Raw genomic sequence first — 15379 nt, forward strand, 5'->3', positions numbered from 1 at the left:
GCGGCAGCTAAGGAGCAGCGAGCGTGCACGCATGCGACCACCATAGCCGATGCACGATGCGTGCCCTCCCCCGCCTCGCAGACGATCCCGCCAGCCCCGCCTCGCGGGTCCGCCCGCCAGCCTCCTCGTCGGAGCATGCGCGCATCGATCCTTCATACGGGCCGGTTCCAGCACGTAGGTCGGATCGAAGCGCGATTGATCCGACATCGGGGCCAACCCTTGCCTTTCGTACTAAGTACGACTACGGTGGATCCCACTAGGCGTACTTAGTACGAAACCGATGAGGAGAGCCCCCGTGTCCGACCAGACCGCCACCCCCCAGCCCGCTGCCCCCACCAAGAAGGAGAACCCTTTCTGGGCCGTCCCGACGGTGCTCGCGATCATCCTGCTGAGCAGCGGCGGCTTCGTCCTGCTCCTCGCGCAGGCGCTGAAGATCCTGTCCTCGATCCAGTAGAGCGCGGCTCGTCACGCGGGCCCGACGCGGAACCGCCCGCGAACCAGGTCGATCTGACTCGGATCGCGGGCGGTTCGCCGAATCGCCCGCGATCCAGGTCGGTGGGAGAGGGCGGGCGGGCCTAGAACCCGAGCCGACCCAGCTGCTTGGGGTCGCGCTGCCAGTCCTTCGCGACCTTCACGTGCAGGTCCAGGTACACCTTCCGGCCCAGCAGGTGCTCGATCCCCTGCCGCGCCGTCGCGCCGACCTCCTTGAGCCGCGACCCGCCCTTGCCGATGATGATGCCCTTCTGCGAGTCCCGCTCCACGAACACGTGGGCGCGGATCTCGAGCACGGGCCGGTGGGCGTCCTCCGAGTCGGGCTCCACCATCTCCTCGATCACCACGGCGATCGAGTGCGGGAGCTCGTCGCGGACGCCCTCGAGCGCCGCCTCGCGGATCAGCTCCGCGATACGCACGTCCTCGGGCTCGTCGGTGAGCTCGCCCTCCGGGTAGAGCGCGGGACCCTCCGGCAGGTACTTCGCGAGCACGTCGACGAGCGTGCCCATCTGGATGTCCTTGACCGAGCTCACCGGGACGATCTCGGCCCACTCCCCCAGCTGCGACACGTCGAGCAGGTGGGCGGCGACGCGGTCGCGCGGCACCTTGTCGACCTTGGTCACGATCGCGACGACGGGGCGGCGCGAGTCCGCGAGCTCACGCGCGATCCACTTGTCGCCTGGGCCCACCTTCTCGTCGGCGGGCAGGCAGAAGCCGATCACGTCGACCTCCGACAGCGTCTCGCGCACGAGGTCGTTGAGGCGCTCGCCCAGCAGCGTGCGGGGACGATGCAGGCCCGGGGTATCGACGATCACGAGCTGGGCGTCGTCCCGGTTGACGATGCCGCGGATCGCGCGACGCGTGGTCTGGGGCCGCGACGACATGATCGCGACCTTGTCCCCCACCAGCGCGTTCATCAGCGTCGACTTGCCCGCGTTCGGGCGGCCCACGAACGCCGCGAAGCCGGATCGGTGGTTCTCAGTCATCGTCCTCGTCCTTCCGGCCGCGCCTGCGCGGCACCGTCTCGTTCTCGCTCGTGCCCGGCGCCGCATCGTCCTCGGGGGCACGCGTCGCGATCACCGACACCAGCGTGCGCCTGCGGCCCTCGGCGCGCTCGGCGAACAGCTCGATGCCGTGCGCGGTCGCGCGCGATCCGGGGATCGGCACCTTGCCGAGCGCCTTGGCGAGCAGCCCCGCCACCGTCTCCACGTCCTCGTCGTCGATCTCGACGCCGAAGAGCTCTCCGAGCTCGTCGAGCCCGCAGCGCGCGGGCATGCGGTAGCGGCCGTCGCCCAGGTCCTCGACCTCGGGCGCTGAGCGGTCGTGCTCGTCGACCACCTCGCCGACGATCTCCTCGAGCGCGTCCTCGATCGTGACGACGCCGGCGACGCCGCCGAACTCGTCCACCACGACCGCCATGTGGAACACCTCGTCCTGCATGCGCCGCAGCAGGTCGTCCGCGGGCACGGACTCCGGGACGAACACCGCCTCGCGCAGCAGCCCGTCGATGGGCTCCTCGAGCCGCTCGGGGTGATCCCAGGTCGCCCGCACCACGTCCTTGAGGTACAGCACGCCGACCGTGTCGTCGACGTCGCCGCGGATCACCGGCACGCGCGAGTAGCCCGAGCGCATGAACAGCAGCATCGCCTTGCGCGCGGGCGTGCCCGCCTGGATCGTCACCATGTCGGTGCGCGGCACCATCACCTCGCGCGTGAGCGTGTCGCCCAGGCTCACGACCGAGCGCAGCAGCTCGGCGTCCTCCTCCTCGAGCGCCTCGCCCGCCTGCTCGACCAGGTCCTCGGGCTCGGACAGCTCGCGGATGCGCAGCGCCGGCACCACCGCGCGGATGGGCGTGGTGAGGCGGATCAGCGTCCATGCAAGCGGCGCGAGCGCGCGGATCGCGGTCTCGGGGGCCCGGCGCGCGGCGGCGCGCGGCCAGGCGCGCACGATGACGAGCGACAGGAACGCGGCCACGACCCACGCGAGCAGCAGCGTCGGGCCGGTCTCCCAGCCCATCGCGTCGCCGAGCGCGAGGGCGAGCGCCGTCCACGCGACGATCGCGACCGTCTCGAGCACCGCATAGGCGACGGACGATGCGGTGTCGGCATGGTCGGGCAGCGCCGCCAGCCGCGCGGCCCGGGTGGGGGCGCCGTCGGGACGCAGCTGGCCGGCCATGCGGCGCTCGTCCGCGTACGGGATCTGCTCGAAGGCCGCGACGACGGCGTGGAGGGCCGCCGCACCCGCGAGGCCCGCGACCACGACCGCCACGAGCAGGCTGATGGCGGTCTCTGTCACGCGTGCCGTCCCATGGGAAGCCAGACTAGTCGCAGCGCTGGCGGCCGAACGCTGCCCGCGTGCGGATCGCGGGCCCGGTGCGGCTAGGCGGGCTTGCCGATGAGCTCGACGTCGGAGATCGCGACGAAGTCGCGGGTCGCCTCGGGCTCCTCGGTGCCGCAGTAGTACAGGTCGGTGATCCGCACCCACTCGACGGTGCCGGCGACGGGGACCGACTGCATCGCGCGGTCGTCGGTGTCGAGCTCGATGCTCCACTCCGAGCCGTCCGAGAGCTCGAAGGTCGCCCAGCACAGGCGGTGGTTCTGGACATAGCGGTCCGTGCCGCTCGCCTTGTCCACCTTCGCGTAGCCGTTGATGAGGCCGGCGCTCGTCAGGGTCACGGGCTGGTCGAAGGTGACGAGCAGGTAGTCGTCGCCCGACCAGTCGTCGGAGGACTTGCGCCACGCCGTGGCCGGGTCGCCGTCGGCGATGTTGACCGCGTCGTACGACACCGCGTTGCCGGCGGCATCGGTGGACTCGTCCGCGGTCTGGGTCGCGGTGATGGTGTAGCCGACGCCGGACTCGAACAGGTTGCCCGGCTCGCTCGAGACGACGGCGGGCGTGTCCGTGGGCGCGGGCTCCGCGGCCGTGGTGGGCTCCGCGGTGACCGTGACGGTCACCACCGGCTGCGGCTCCCCGGTGCATCCCGCCAGGGCGAGCACGGACACGGACGCGGCCAGCAGCGCGGCCCCCCTCAGCGGCATCATGCCCGGCACCTTACACAAGGTGCCGCAACTGCCCTAACGCGACGCCAGGAACGTGAGCAGGAGGTTCCGCTGGAGCGCGAACATCTCCTTCTCCTCCTCGGGCTCCACGTGGTCGTAGCCGAGCAGGTGCAGGATCCCGTGCGTGGTGAGGAGCAGCATCTCCTCCTCGGCGCTGTGGCCCGCGGAGGCCGCCTGGCGCTTCGCGACCGACGGGCACACGACGATGTCGCCGAGCAGGCCCGCGGGGGTGGGCTCCTCGGCCGTGCCGGGCCGCAGCTCGTCCATGGGGAAGCTCAGCACGTCGGTGGGGCCCGGCTCGTCCATCCACTGGAGGTGGAGCTGCTCCATCGCCTCCTCGTCGACGAACATGATCGCGAGCTCCGCGCCCTCGGCCACGTGCATGCGGCCCAGCACGTACCGCGCGAGCTCCGCGAACTCGACCTCGTCGATCGTCGCGTCGGTCTCGTTGTTGACCTCGATCACTTCCGCTCCTCCCGGTCGAACCGGCGGCGCTGGCCGGTGGGTCGAGGGCCGCGGCCCTGATCCTGCTCGTCGTTCTCCGCGTACGCGGTGATGATGTCGCTCACCAGGCGGTGCCGGACCACGTCCTGCGCGCCGAGGTGGCAGAACGCGATGTCCTCGACGCCCGTGAGGATCTCCGACGCGGCGCGCAGGCCCGACCGCGTGCCGCCCGGCAGGTCCACCTGCGTGACGTCGCCGGTCACCACCATCGTGGTGCCGAAGCCCAGGCGGGTGAGGAACATCTTCATCTGCTCGCGCGTGGTGTTCTGCGCCTCGTCGAGGATCACGAACGCGTCGTTGAGCGTGCGTCCGCGCATGTACGCGAGCGGCGCCACCTCGATCGTGCCGGCCTCCATCAGGCGCGGGATGGACTCGGGGTCGACCATGTCATGCAGCGCGTCGTACAGCGGGCGCAGGTAGGGGTCGATCTTCTCGCTGAGCGAGCCGGGCAGGAAGCCCAGGCGCTCGCCTGCCTCGACCGCCGGGCGCGTGAGGACGATGCGGTTGACCCGCTTCGCCTGCAGCGCCGCCACGGCCTGCGCCATCGCGAGGTAGGTCTTGCCCGTGCCCGCCGGGCCGATGCCGAACGTGATGGTGTGCGAGTCCATCGCGTGGACGTAGGCCGCCTGGCCCTCCGTCTTGGGCCGGATGGTGCGCCCGCGCGTGGAGAGGATCGAGCGGCTGAGGACGCCCGCGGGCCGCTCCGCGACGGCGGTCGTGCCGCCGCTCGACGGGCCCGTCGAGCGCAGCATGCGCACGGACTCGCGCGCGACCTCCGGGGTCAACGGCACGCCCGCGCCGAGCACATCGCGCAGCTCCTCGACCGCCGAGGCGGCCGCATCGACGTCGTCCTCGTCGCCGGTCAGGGTGATGCGGTTGCCGCGCACCATGATGTCGACCGCGGGGAACGCCTTCTCGACCTCGCGGAGCACGCCGTCGCCCGAGCCCAGCAGGTCCGGCATCCTCGCCGCGTCGTCGACGACGACCACCCGGGTGACGCTCACGCAGGCTCCCAACCGAGCGCCGCGCCGCCGAGCACGTGCCCGTGGACGTGGAACACGCTCTGGCCCGCCGTGGCACCGGTGTTGAAGATCAGGCGGTACTCGCCGTCGCACTCCGCGTCGGCGATCTGCTGCGCGACCTGCGCCATCTCCGCGAGGACCTCCGGGATCTCGCGCGCGGCCGCGGCGACGTTGGGGACGTGCTGCTTCGACGCGACGAGCACGTGCACCGGCGCCTTGGGCGCGATGTCGCGGAACGCGATGACGTGGTCGGTCTCGACGACCTTCGTCGCCGGGATCTCCCCGGCGACGATCTTGCAGAAGATGCAGTCCGTGGTGCTCATGCTCCTAGCGTAGTGACCGGCCCGCCCCAATGACCGCGCAGGGCGGCCAGGGCCGCGAGCGCGGCCGGGCCGGCGGACGAGGCGCGGAGGACGTGCGGTCCGAGCACCACGGCCTCGGCACCGGCAGCCACGAGCGCGTCCACCTCGGCGTCCGAGATGCCGCCCTCCGGGCCGACGGCCAACCAGACCGGGATGTCGGCATCGTCCCAGGTCAGGGCCGAGATCGGCGCGGCGGCGGACTCGTGCAGGACCAGCACGCGTGTGCCCGCGGCGACCGCGTCGGCGACCCGCGCCGCGAGCTGGCGGGTGGTCGCCGCATCGTCCACCGTCGGGACGACGGCGCGGCGGCTCTGCTTGGCGGCGGCGAGCGCCAGGGACGCCCACTTCTCGCGACCCTTCGCGGCCTTGGGGCCGCGCCACTGCACGATCGCGCGGTCCGACGCCCACGGGACGATGCGCGTGGCGCCGAGCTCGACGGCCGCCTCGACGGCCTGCTCGTCGCGGCCGCCCTTGGCGAGCGCCTGCACGAGCGTGACGTCGGGGTCGCGGTCGCGGCTCACCGCCTCGACGCGCACCTCCATCCAGCGGTCGCCGGTGGCGACGAGCACGCCGCTCGCGCGGGCGCCCGCACCGTCGACGACGTCGACCCGTTCGCCCACCTGGCGGCGCTGGACGGTGACGGCATGGCGCGCCTCGTCCCCCTCGACGCGCAGGACGTCGCCCGCGGCCGCCGTGGCCGCCGCGGGGTCGACGAAGACGGGCGCGGTCACCGCTAGCGGCCCTTGAACGCGTCCTTGAGGCGCGAGAACACGCCGCCGCCGATCGGCGCGAGGCGGGCCTCGGGCGCCTGCTCGCCGCGCAGCTCCGCGAGCTGGCGCAGCAGCTCGGACTGCTCGTCGGTGAGGTCGGTGGGCGTGACGACGTCGAGGTGCACGAACAGGTCACCGCGGCCGGCACGCTGGAGGCGGCCGACGCCGAGGCCCTTGAGCTTGACCGTCGAGCCCGCGTGGGTGCCGGGGCGGACGTCGACCTCCTGCTCGCCGTCGAAGGTCTCGACGTGGAGGACCGTGCCGAGCGCGGCCGCGGTCATCGGCACCTCGAGGGTGCAGTGCAGGTCGTCGTGGCGACGCTCGAAGACCGCGTGCTGACGCTCGCGGATCTCGATGTAGAGGTCGCCCTTCTGACCGCCCGCGATGCCGGCGTCGCCCTGCCCGGTCATCCGGATGCGGGTGCCGGTCTCGACGCCCGCGGGGATGTCGACGCTCACGGTGTGGCGCGAGTGCGTGCGGCCCTGGCCGGAGCAGTCGCCGCACGGGGTCTCGATGGTCGAGCCGTAGCCGCCGCACGTGGGGCACGGCGCGGTGGTCATGACCTGGCCGAGCAGCGAGCGCGCGACGCGCTGGACCGAGCCGGTGCCGTTGCACTGGCGGCAGCCCTGGGGCTGCGTGCCCGGGGCGCAGCACGAGCCGTGGCACGTGGTGCAGACGTCGGCGAGGTCGACCTGGATCTCGCGGGTGACGCCGAACACGGCCTCCTCGAGCGTGACCTCGGTGTGGACGAGCGTGTCGCCGCCCCGCTGGACGCGCGAGGCCGGGCCGCGCTGCTGCGCGCCGAACGGGCCGGCGCCGCCGCCGAAGAAGGTCTCGAAGATGTCCTCGAAGCCGAAGCCCTGGGGCCCGCCGGCGCCGCCGGAGGCCGCGCGCGGGTCGACGCCGCGGTCGTACTGGGCGCGCTTCTCGGCGTGGCCGAGCACGTCGTACGCGGCGGCCACCTCCTTGAACCGCTCCTCGCCCTCGGCACCCGCGACGTCGGGGTGCAGCTCGCGCGCGAGCTTGCGGTAAGCCTTCTTGATCTCCGCCTCGGAGGCGTCTCGAGAGACGCCCAGGACGGCGTAGTAGTCCTTCACCTAGAGCTCCACCACTTTCGACAGGTAGCGGGCGACGGCGCGCACGGCGGCCATCGTCCCCGGATAGTCCATGCGTGTCGGTCCGAGCGCGCCCACGAGCGAGGCGGCGTCGCGGCCGTAGGCCGCGGCGACGATCGACGTGCGCGACAGCGCCTCGTGGTGCGTCTCCGCACCGATGCGAACCGAGACATCGTCCCCCTCGGCCGCCATCTCGTGCAACAGGCGCAGCAGCACCACCTGCTCCTCGAGGGCGTCGAGGACGGGGGCGATCGTGTCCGCCTCGAGCCCCGACCCGACGCGTGCCAGGTTGGACGCCCCCGCGAACACGACCCGCTCGACGGTGCCGCCGCGTGCGGCGCTCACCACGAAGTCCGCGACCGCGCCCGCCCACGGCACCTGGTCCGGGGCGGCCGCCCACATCGTCAGCGCGGCTTCCAGCCGGGCGCCCGTGAGGCCCTCGGCGGTGGCGTTGACCTCGCGGACGGCACGCTCGAACGCCTCGTCCGACGTGGGCTCGCCCAACGCGATCGTGCGCTGGTCGACGCGGGCGTCCGCGGACACCACGACGACGAGCGCGTGCTCGGCGCCCATCCGCACCAGCTCGATGCGGCGCACCGCGGACTCCCGCAGCGACGGGTACTGGACCACGGCGACCTGGCGGGTGAGCTGGCTGAGCAGCCGCACCGACCGCTCCACGACGTCGTTGAGGTCGACGGCGTCGGACAGGAACGTGCCGATCGCGCGCTTGTGCGCGTCCGGCAGCGCCGCGGCCGCGAGCTGGTCCACGAACGAGCGGTAGCCCAGGTCCGTGGGGATGCGCCCCGCGGAGGTGTGGGGCTGCGCGATGAGCCCCTCCTCCTCGAGGATCGCCATGTCGTTGCGGATGGTCGCGGAGGAGACGCCCAGCGAGCGGGCGTCGGCGAGCGCCTTGGAGCCCACGGGCTCGTGAGTGGCGACGTAGTCCTCCACGATCGCGCGGAGCACGGCGCGGCGGCGTTCCTCGCTCACGTTCCCCTCCTGGCACTCGAACTCGACGAGTGCTAATCCTAACGCGGGGCCGGGACGGCCCCGGAGGGCCCGTCCCGGCGCGGCGGCTCACGCGCGCGAATCCGTGTCATAGCGGGCGTTTCTGGATAGATTGGGCGTGCGGGGGCGCCTCGCGCGCCCCCGCCCAGGTCCGCATCCGAGGGAGAGAGCCATGACCGAGAACCCGCCGCCCCCGCCGCAGTCCCCGCCGCCGCCGCCCCAGCAGCCCTACGCGCCCCAGCCGATGACGGAGAGCGACGAGCGCCTGTGGGCGATGCTCGCGCACCTCGGCATCATCCTGTTCGGCTTCCTGCCGCCGCTCATCATCTGGCTGATCTTCCGCGAGCGCAGCGCGTTCCTGGACGACCAGGGCAAGGAGGCGCTGAACTTCTCGATCCTGGTGACCATCGCGCAGATCGTGGCGTCGATCCTGTGGGTGGTCCTCATCGGCATCGTGCTCAGCTTCGCCGTGGGCATCGCCACCCTGATCCTCTGCATCATGGCCGGCGTCGCCGCCAACCGCGGCGAGCGCTACCGCTACCCGTTCAACTGGCGCATCATCAAGTAAGGGTCGCACCCCGACCAAGATCAGGGCCCCGCTCCCCCTTGTGGTGGATGCGGGGCCCTCTTGTCTTTGCCAGGCTGGAGGCATGAACGACACGACCCAGCCCCAGACGCCGCCGGACGGCACCGTCCCCCCGCAGGACGGACCCGCCCAGCCGCAGCAGCCCCAGTCGGCGCCCACGCCGCCCTACGTCGCCCCGGCCCCGATGCTGGAGACCGACGCCCGCACCATCGCCATGCTGGTGCACATCCTCGCCGCCGTCGCGATCGTCGTCTCCGCGGGCACGCTCGCCTTCCTGGTGCCGCTCATCATGTGGCTCATCTACCGCGAGCGCAGCGCCCTGGTCGACTGGCACGGCAAGACCAACCTCAACCTGCAGCTCACCTCGCTCGCGGTGATCGTCGCCGGCTTCGTGCTCGGCCTCGTCACCCTCGGCATCGGCTTCATCGTCACCATCCCCGCGATGATCGGCTACGCCATCTACGCGCTGGTGATCTCGATCGTGGCCGGCGTGAAGGCCAACCGCGGCGAGTACTACCGGATCCCGCTCGTCATCCCGTTCATCCGGTAGCGGCTCCGCACGGCCGGGCCCCGGGCTCTCCCCGGGGCCCGGCCGTGTCGCGTGGGCCCGTGCGCTCGGGCGGATCAGAACGCGAGGGCGCGGACCGCGAGGTCCGCGAGCAGCCGTCCGCGGCGCGTGAGGCGCAGGGTGCCGCGGACCGCGGCCGGTCCGTCGAGCACACCGTCCGCGATCAGCTTGGCGACGGCCTCCGCGCGTCCCTCGACCGAGTCCGCGGGGATGCCCTCGGACAGGCGCAGCCGGAGCATCACCTGCTCGAGCCGGAGGTCGTCGCCCGCGAGCTCCTCGCCCTCCGCCTCCGGGCTCTCGCCCGCGGCCAGGCGCGCCGCGTAGGCGCGCGGGTGCTTGACGTTCCACCACCGCCGGGCGGGCGCCTCGCCACCGTCGGGCAGCGGATGCGGCCCCAGGTAGGAGTGCGCGCCCGGACCGATCCCCCACCAGTCCTGGCTGCGCCAGTACGCCATGTTGTGACGGCAGCGGTCGCCGGGCTCGCGAGCCCAGTTCGACACCTCGTACCAGGAGTAGCCGGCCTCGGACAGGAGGGTGTCGGCGAGCTCGTACATGTCGGCCTGGACGTCGGGATCCGTCGGGGCGACCTCTCCGCGACGCAGCTGCGCGCCCATGCGGGTGCCGGGCTCGATGACGAGCGCGTAGGCGCTGACATGGTCGGGCTCGAGCGCGATGACGGCCTCGAGGCTGGTGCGCCAGTCCTCGAGCGACTCCCCCGGCGTGCCGTAGATGAGGTCGAGGCTGACCTTGAGGCCCGCGTCGCGTGCGGCGAGCACGGCGCGCTCGACGTTCGCCGGCTTGTGGGTGCGGTCGAGCGTGCGCAGCACGTGCGGCACCGCGGACTGCATGCCCAGGCTGACGCGGGTGAAGCCCGCGCGCGCGAGCGCCCGCAGCGACTCCTTGGTGACGGAGTCGGGGTTCGCCTCGGTGGTGACCTCGGCGTCGGCGCTCAGGCCCCACGTCCCGCGCACGCCGTCGAGCAGCGCGATGAGCGCGGACGAGTCGAGCATCGTCGGCGTGCCGCCGCCGAAGAACACGGTGCGGGCCGCGCGCGCGTCGCCGGGCATCGCGGCGCGCGCGAGATCCATCTCACGGAGCGCGGCCTCGACGTAGCCCTCGCGGGTCGCGCCCTCGACCTCGCCCGGGGCGTAGGTGTTGAAGTCGCAGTACCCGCAGCGCACCGAGCAGAACGGCACATGCACGTAGACGCCGAAGTCCCGCGCTCCCACAGCGGTAGTCATGTGCTCATCATGCCTGGTGAGAGCATCGTCCGTCGCGTCGGACGGGAGCACGCTACTTCTTCTTGCCCTTGTCCGAGCCGTCGTCGGAGGTGGACAGCGCGGCGATGAACGCCTCCGGCGGCACCTCGACGGAGCCGATGTTCTTCATGCGCTTCTTGCCGGCCTTCTGCTTCTCGAGCAGCTTGCGCTTGCGCGAGATGTCGCCGCCGTAGCACTTCGCGAGGACGTCCTTGCGGATCGCGCGGATGGTCTCGCGGGCGATGATGCGCGAGCCGATCGCGGCCTGGACGGGCACCTCGAACTGCTGGCGGTCGATGAGGTCCTTGAGCTTGCCCACCATCGACAGCCCGTACGCGTACGCCTTGTCCTTGTGCACGACGGCGCTGAAGGCGTCGACCTGCTCACCCTGGAGCAGGATGTCGACCTTGACAAGGTCCGCGACCTGGTCGCCGGCGGGCTCGTAGTCGAGCGAGCCGTAGCCGCGCGTGCGCGACTTGAGCTGATCGAAGAAGTCGAAGACGACCTCGGCGAGCGGAAGCGTGTAGTGCATCTCCACGCGCGTCTCGCTCAGGTAGTTCATGGTGCCCATGACGCCGCGACGCTCCTGGCACAGCTCCATGACCGTGCCGATGAACTCGCTCGGGACCAGGATCGACGCCTTGACCACGGGCTCGCGCACCGCGGCGACCTTGCCGCCGGGGAACTCGCTCGGGTTCGTGACGGTGTGGACCTTGCCGTCCTCCATCTCGACCTCGTACACCACGTTCGGCGCGGTCGAGATGAGGTCGAGGCCGAACTCGCGCTCGAGGCGGTCGCGGACGATCTCGAGGTGCAGCAGGCCCAGGTAGCCGCAGCGGAAGCCGAAGCCGAGCGCGACCGAGCTCTCCGGCTCGTAGACCAGCGACGCGTCGTTGAGCTGGAGCTTGTCGAGCGCGTCGCGCAGGATCGGGAAGTCCGAGCCGTCGAGCGGGAACAGGCCCGAGTAGACCATCGGCTTGGGGTCGCGGTAGCCGCCGAGCGACTCCTCGGCGCGACGCGCGGCCGCCGTGACGGTGTCGCCGACCTTCGACTGGCGCACGTCCTTCACGCCGGTGATGAGGTAGCCGACCTCCCCCACGCCGAGGCCCTTGGTGGGCTTCGGCTCGGGGCTGATGACGCCGATCTCGAGCAGGTCGTGGGTCGCGAGCGTCGACATCATGGCGATCTTCTCGCGCGGCTTGAGCGAGCCGTCGACCACGCGGACGTAGGTGACGACGCCGCGGTAGGTGTCGTAGACCGAGTCGAAGATCATCGCGCGGGTCGGGGCGGAGGCGTCGCCGACCGGGGCGGGGATGTCGCGCACCACGCGGTCGAGCAGCTCGGGCACGCCCGCGCCGGTCTTGCCGGACACGCGGAGCACGTCCTCGACGTCGCAGCCGATGAGCTGCGCCAGCTCGGCCGCGTAGCGGTCCGGGTCCGCCGAGGGCAGGTCGATCTTGTTGAGCACCGGGATGATCGTGAGGTCGTTCTCCATCGCGAGATAGAGGTTCGCGAGGGTCTGCGCCTCGATGCCCTGCGCGGCGTCGACCAGGAGGATCGCGCCCTCGCATGCGGCGAGCGAACGGGACACCTCGTACGTGAAGTCCACGTGGCCCGGGGTGTCGATCATGTTGAGCGCGTGCGGCTCGCCGTCGACCTCCCACGGCATGCGCACCGCCTGCGACTTGATGGTGATGCCACGCTCGCGCTCGATGTCCATGCGGTCGAGGTACTGCGCCTTCATCTGACGCGGCTCGACGACGCCGGTGAGCTGGAGCATGCGGTCCGCGAGGGTCGACTTGCCGTGGTCGATGTGAGCGATGATGCAGAAGTTGCGGATGAGCGCCGGCTGGGTCGAGGCGGGCTCGATGCGGGGATCTGCGGACACGGTGATGACGGTTCCTCGGTTCAGGCTTTCTACGGTGCGGGCTATTCTCCCATGAAGTCGGGACGCGCCGCGGCGACCCGAGGTCTCATGGCCGCGCCTGACATGCCGATAGATGGGGTGGACCGCGCGCAGGGTGCGCACGGCGACGACCCGGGAGGAGGCGGCGATGGCGGAGACCGATCTGTTCCGTCCCGCGTTCGACGGATCGCCCATCGGCATGGTGGTGCTCGGCGCCGACGGCGCCCTGATCGACGTCAACGGCGCCTTCGCGCGCATCGTGGGCCGCTCGGTGGCCGCGCTGCGGACCTACCACCTGCGCGACCTCACGCACCCCGACGACATCCCGCGGGACGAGGAGCTGCGCTGGCAGCTCGACAGTGGCGAGCTGCCGTACTTCCAGGCGCAGACCCGCCTGCTGCACCGCAACGGCGACGCCGTGTGGACGCGCATGACCGTCTCCCCCGCCGAGGGCGAGGGCGAGGCCCGCTACCTCGTGCACGTCGAGGACATCACCGAGATCCGCCGGGCAAAGGACCTGCTCGAGCGCCGCGCGCTCTACGACCACCTCACCGGTCTCGCGAACCGCACGCTCCTTCTCGAGCGACTCGAGGCCGCGCTCGAGGCGCGCCGCACCGACGCGCACACGGTCGCCTGCATCTTCCTCGACGTCGACCACTTCAAGGTCGTCAACGACTCGCTCGGCCACGAGGCCGGCGACACCCTCCTCCAGGAGATCGCGCGCCGCATCAAGGGCGCCGTCCGCCCGGGCGACACCGTGGCCCGCCTCGGCGGCGACGAGTTCGTGGTCATCCTCGAGTCCGTCGCGACCCAGGCCGCGGCCGAGGCCTTCCTCACCGTCATCGCCTCGGACGTGCAGATCCCCTTCAACGTGAGCGGCCACGAGGTGGTCCCCACCGTGAGCGCCGGCCTCGCCCTCGCCGAGCCCGACCTCACCGCCGAGAGCCTCCTGCGCAACGCCGACACCGCGATGTACGCGGCCAAGCAGCGCGGCCGTGCGCGCGTCGAGGTGTTCACGAGCGAGCTGCGCTCGCACGCGCTCAACAAGCTGTCGATCGAGTCCGAGCTGCGCGCCGCGATCCGCGAGGGCGAGCTCGTGGTGCACTACCAGCCGATCGTCCGCCTCGACACGGGCGAGGTGGTCGCGTACGAGGCGCTCGTGCGCTGGCAGCACCCCAACCGCGGGCTGCTCCTGCCCGACGAGTTCATCGAGGTGTGCGAGGAGGCGAACCTCGTCGTCCCGCTCGGCGCGTTCGTCATCACCGAGGCGTGCGAGTTCATCGCCGCGCACCCCGAGTTCACCGGGCGCGTCTTCGTCAACGTGTCGACGCGGCAGATCGGCTCGGCCGACCTCACCCGCGTCGTGACGCACGCGCTCGACACGACCGGGATCGACCCCCACCGCCTGGGGCTCGAGATCACCGAGTCGGGCATGCTCATCGCCACGCAGGCCGCGAAGTCCGACCTCGACGGCCTCACCGCGCTCGGCGTGGACCTCATCATCGACGACTTCGGCACCGGCTACTCGGCGCTCAGCTCCGTGCTCCTCAACCCCGTCTCGGGGCTCAAGCTCGCGCGCGAGTTCACGCTGCGCCTGGGCGACCGCGGCACCGGCGACCGCATCTCCACCACCGTCGCGACCCTCACCCGCAGCCTGGCGATGTCCGGTGTGATCGAGGGAGTCGAGTCCGAGGCGCAGCGCGCGATCGCCCTCGAGCACGGCTGGACCCTGGGCCAGGGCTTCCTGTTCGGCCACGCGAAGCCCGTGCACGAGCTCGACCTGCGCGGCCCCTCCTCCATGGCGGACCCGCACGAGGGGCCGGTACCGTCGGCGGGGTGAGCTCGCTGTTCGACCTGTTCCGGCGCATCGTCCGCGCGGTCCGCACCACGCCGCCTCCCGGCGCATCGTCCACCCGCACGACGACCGGCTACCCGGGCGACTTCACCGGCATGCCGCGGGTGTCCTACGCCCCCGCGCGCGACGGCGACCCCGACCCCGGCGAGGTCGTGTGGACGTGGGTGCCGTTCGAGGAGGACCACAGCCAGGGCAAGGACCGGCCCGTGCTGCTCATCGGGCACGATGGACGCTGGCTTCTCGGGCTCATGCTCACGAGCAAGGACCACGACCAGGACGCCGCCCAGGAGGCGCGCTGGGGCCGGTACTGGATGGACATCGGCGCCGGACCGTGGGATTCTCGTGGGCGTCCCAGCGAGGTCCGCCTCGACCGCATCCTGCGGGTCGACCCCGCCACGGTGCGTCGCGAGGGCGCGATCCTCGATCGCGCGACGTTCGACCGCGTCGCCGGTTCGCTCAAAGAGCACCATCGCTGATACAATTTCCGTTCGTGTGTGAGCGCCTGCTCGCGCTCCACCCCCCAACTTTCACCAAGACGCAGAAGGAACGCTGTGGCAAACATCAAGTCGAAGATCAAGCGCATCGGCACCAACGAGAAGGCTCGCCTGCGCAACGTCGCCGTCAAGTCCGAGCTGAAGACGAACGTCCGCAAGGTGCGCGAGGCCATCGCCGCCGGCGACAAGGCTTCCGCCGAGACCGCCCTCAAGACCGCCTCCGTCAAGCTCGACAAGGCCGTCTCGAAGGGTGTCATCCACAAGAACCAGGCCGCGAACCGCAAGTCGGCGCTGGCCAAGCAGGTCGCCGCTCTCTAAGCGACCTCGCACACACCTACGCCCCGAATCGCCTCGGCGATCCGGGGCGTTCGTGCTTTCC

General features: G+C 71.7%; 17 protein-coding genes. 6 read left to right on the forward strand and 11 right to left on the reverse strand.

Annotation, left to right across the window (positions count from 1 at the left end; genetic code table 11):
* The first annotated feature begins 295 nt into the window (after positions 1-295).
* Entirely contained in the window at positions 296-454 is a 159-nt protein-coding gene (locus tag AOM02_RS14370; protein ID WP_156156190.1) for a hypothetical protein, read from the forward strand.
* 121 nt (positions 455-575) lie between these two features.
* Here the strand turns inward: AOM02_RS14370 and era are convergent, their stop codons facing one another.
* The 9 genes from era to hrcA form a co-directional block, all read right to left on the reverse strand.
* Positions 576-1478, reverse strand: a complete 903-nt coding sequence (gene era, locus AOM02_RS10825; RefSeq protein WP_062299172.1) for a GTPase Era — start codon at positions 1476-1478, stop codon at positions 576-578.
* Positions 1471-2787 carry a hemolysin family protein gene (locus AOM02_RS10830; RefSeq protein ID WP_062299173.1) on the reverse strand — a complete coding sequence of 439 codons (1317 nt, stop codon included), beginning with the start codon at positions 2785-2787 and terminating at the stop codon, positions 1471-1473. The genes era and AOM02_RS10830 overlap by 8 nt, the downstream gene beginning before the upstream one ends.
* A gap of 83 nt (positions 2788-2870) precedes the next feature.
* Entirely contained in the window at positions 2871-3533 is a 663-nt protein-coding gene (locus AOM02_RS10835; protein WP_062299174.1) for an NADase-type glycan-binding domain-containing protein, read from the reverse strand.
* A 33-nt stretch (positions 3534-3566) separates the two neighbouring features.
* Entirely contained in the window at positions 3567-4016 is a 450-nt protein-coding gene (gene ybeY, locus AOM02_RS10840) for an rRNA maturation RNase YbeY (protein ID WP_062299175.1), read from the reverse strand.
* Positions 4013-5017, reverse strand: coding sequence for a PhoH family protein (locus tag AOM02_RS10845; RefSeq protein WP_082099421.1), 1005 nt, complete (start codon positions 5015-5017; stop codon positions 4013-4015). Before AOM02_RS10845 ends, ybeY begins: the two co-directional genes overlap by 4 nt.
* A 38-nt stretch (positions 5018-5055) precedes the next feature.
* Positions 5056-5400, reverse strand: a complete 345-nt coding sequence (locus AOM02_RS10850; protein ID WP_062299177.1) for a histidine triad nucleotide-binding protein — start codon at positions 5398-5400, stop codon at positions 5056-5058.
* Entirely contained in the window at positions 5397-6170 is a 774-nt protein-coding gene (locus AOM02_RS10855; RefSeq protein ID WP_062299178.1) for a 16S rRNA (uracil(1498)-N(3))-methyltransferase, read from the reverse strand. Before AOM02_RS10855 ends, AOM02_RS10850 begins: the two co-directional genes overlap by 4 nt.
* 2 nt (positions 6171-6172) lie before the next feature.
* Positions 6173-7306: a molecular chaperone DnaJ gene (dnaJ, locus tag AOM02_RS10860; RefSeq protein WP_062299179.1), complete on the reverse strand. Its 1134-nt coding sequence runs from the start codon at positions 7304-7306 to the stop codon at positions 6173-6175.
* Positions 7307-8314: a heat-inducible transcriptional repressor HrcA gene (hrcA, locus tag AOM02_RS10865; RefSeq protein WP_062299180.1), complete on the reverse strand. Its 1008-nt coding sequence runs from the start codon at positions 8312-8314 to the stop codon at positions 7307-7309.
* Between the two features lie 190 nt (positions 8315-8504).
* On the opposite strand from hrcA, the gene AOM02_RS10870 reads away from it, so the two are divergent.
* On the forward strand, positions 8505-8900 hold the full coding sequence (locus AOM02_RS10870; protein WP_082099344.1) for a DUF4870 domain-containing protein: 396 nt from the start codon (positions 8505-8507) through the stop codon (positions 8898-8900).
* An 82-nt stretch (positions 8901-8982) separates the two neighbouring features.
* Entirely contained in the window at positions 8983-9468 is a 486-nt protein-coding gene (locus tag AOM02_RS10875; RefSeq protein ID WP_062299181.1) for a DUF4870 domain-containing protein, read from the forward strand.
* Between the two features lie 74 nt (positions 9469-9542).
* Here AOM02_RS10875 and hemW read toward each other — a convergent pair whose 3' ends face one another.
* A complete protein-coding gene (hemW, locus tag AOM02_RS10880; RefSeq protein ID WP_082105044.1) occupies positions 9543-10727 on the reverse strand; it encodes a radical SAM family heme chaperone HemW in 1185 nt (394 codons plus the stop codon).
* Positions 10728-10779: 52 nt separating this feature from the next.
* On the reverse strand, positions 10780-12633 hold the full coding sequence (lepA, locus tag AOM02_RS10885) for a translation elongation factor 4 (RefSeq protein WP_156156191.1): 1854 nt from the start codon (positions 12631-12633) through the stop codon (positions 10780-10782).
* Between the two features lie 166 nt (positions 12634-12799).
* Between lepA and AOM02_RS10890 the strand changes: the two genes are divergently transcribed.
* The 3 genes from AOM02_RS10890 (at position 12800) to rpsT (ending at position 15318) form a co-directional block, all read left to right on the forward strand.
* A complete protein-coding gene (locus tag AOM02_RS10890) occupies positions 12800-14491 on the forward strand; it encodes a putative bifunctional diguanylate cyclase/phosphodiesterase (protein ID WP_062299183.1) in 1692 nt (563 codons plus the stop codon).
* Positions 14488-14982: a type II toxin-antitoxin system PemK/MazF family toxin gene (locus AOM02_RS10895; RefSeq protein ID WP_228373819.1), complete on the forward strand. Its 495-nt coding sequence runs from the start codon at positions 14488-14490 to the stop codon at positions 14980-14982. Before AOM02_RS10890 ends, AOM02_RS10895 begins: the two co-directional genes overlap by 4 nt.
* A 75-nt stretch (positions 14983-15057) precedes the next feature.
* Entirely contained in the window at positions 15058-15318 is a 261-nt protein-coding gene (gene rpsT / locus AOM02_RS10900; protein WP_062299184.1) for a 30S ribosomal protein S20, read from the forward strand.
* Positions 15319-15379 lie beyond the last annotated feature (61 nt).

This window comes from Demequina maris (assembly GCF_000971155.1).
Classification (GTDB): domain Bacteria; phylum Actinomycetota; class Actinomycetes; order Actinomycetales; family Demequinaceae; genus Demequina; species Demequina maris.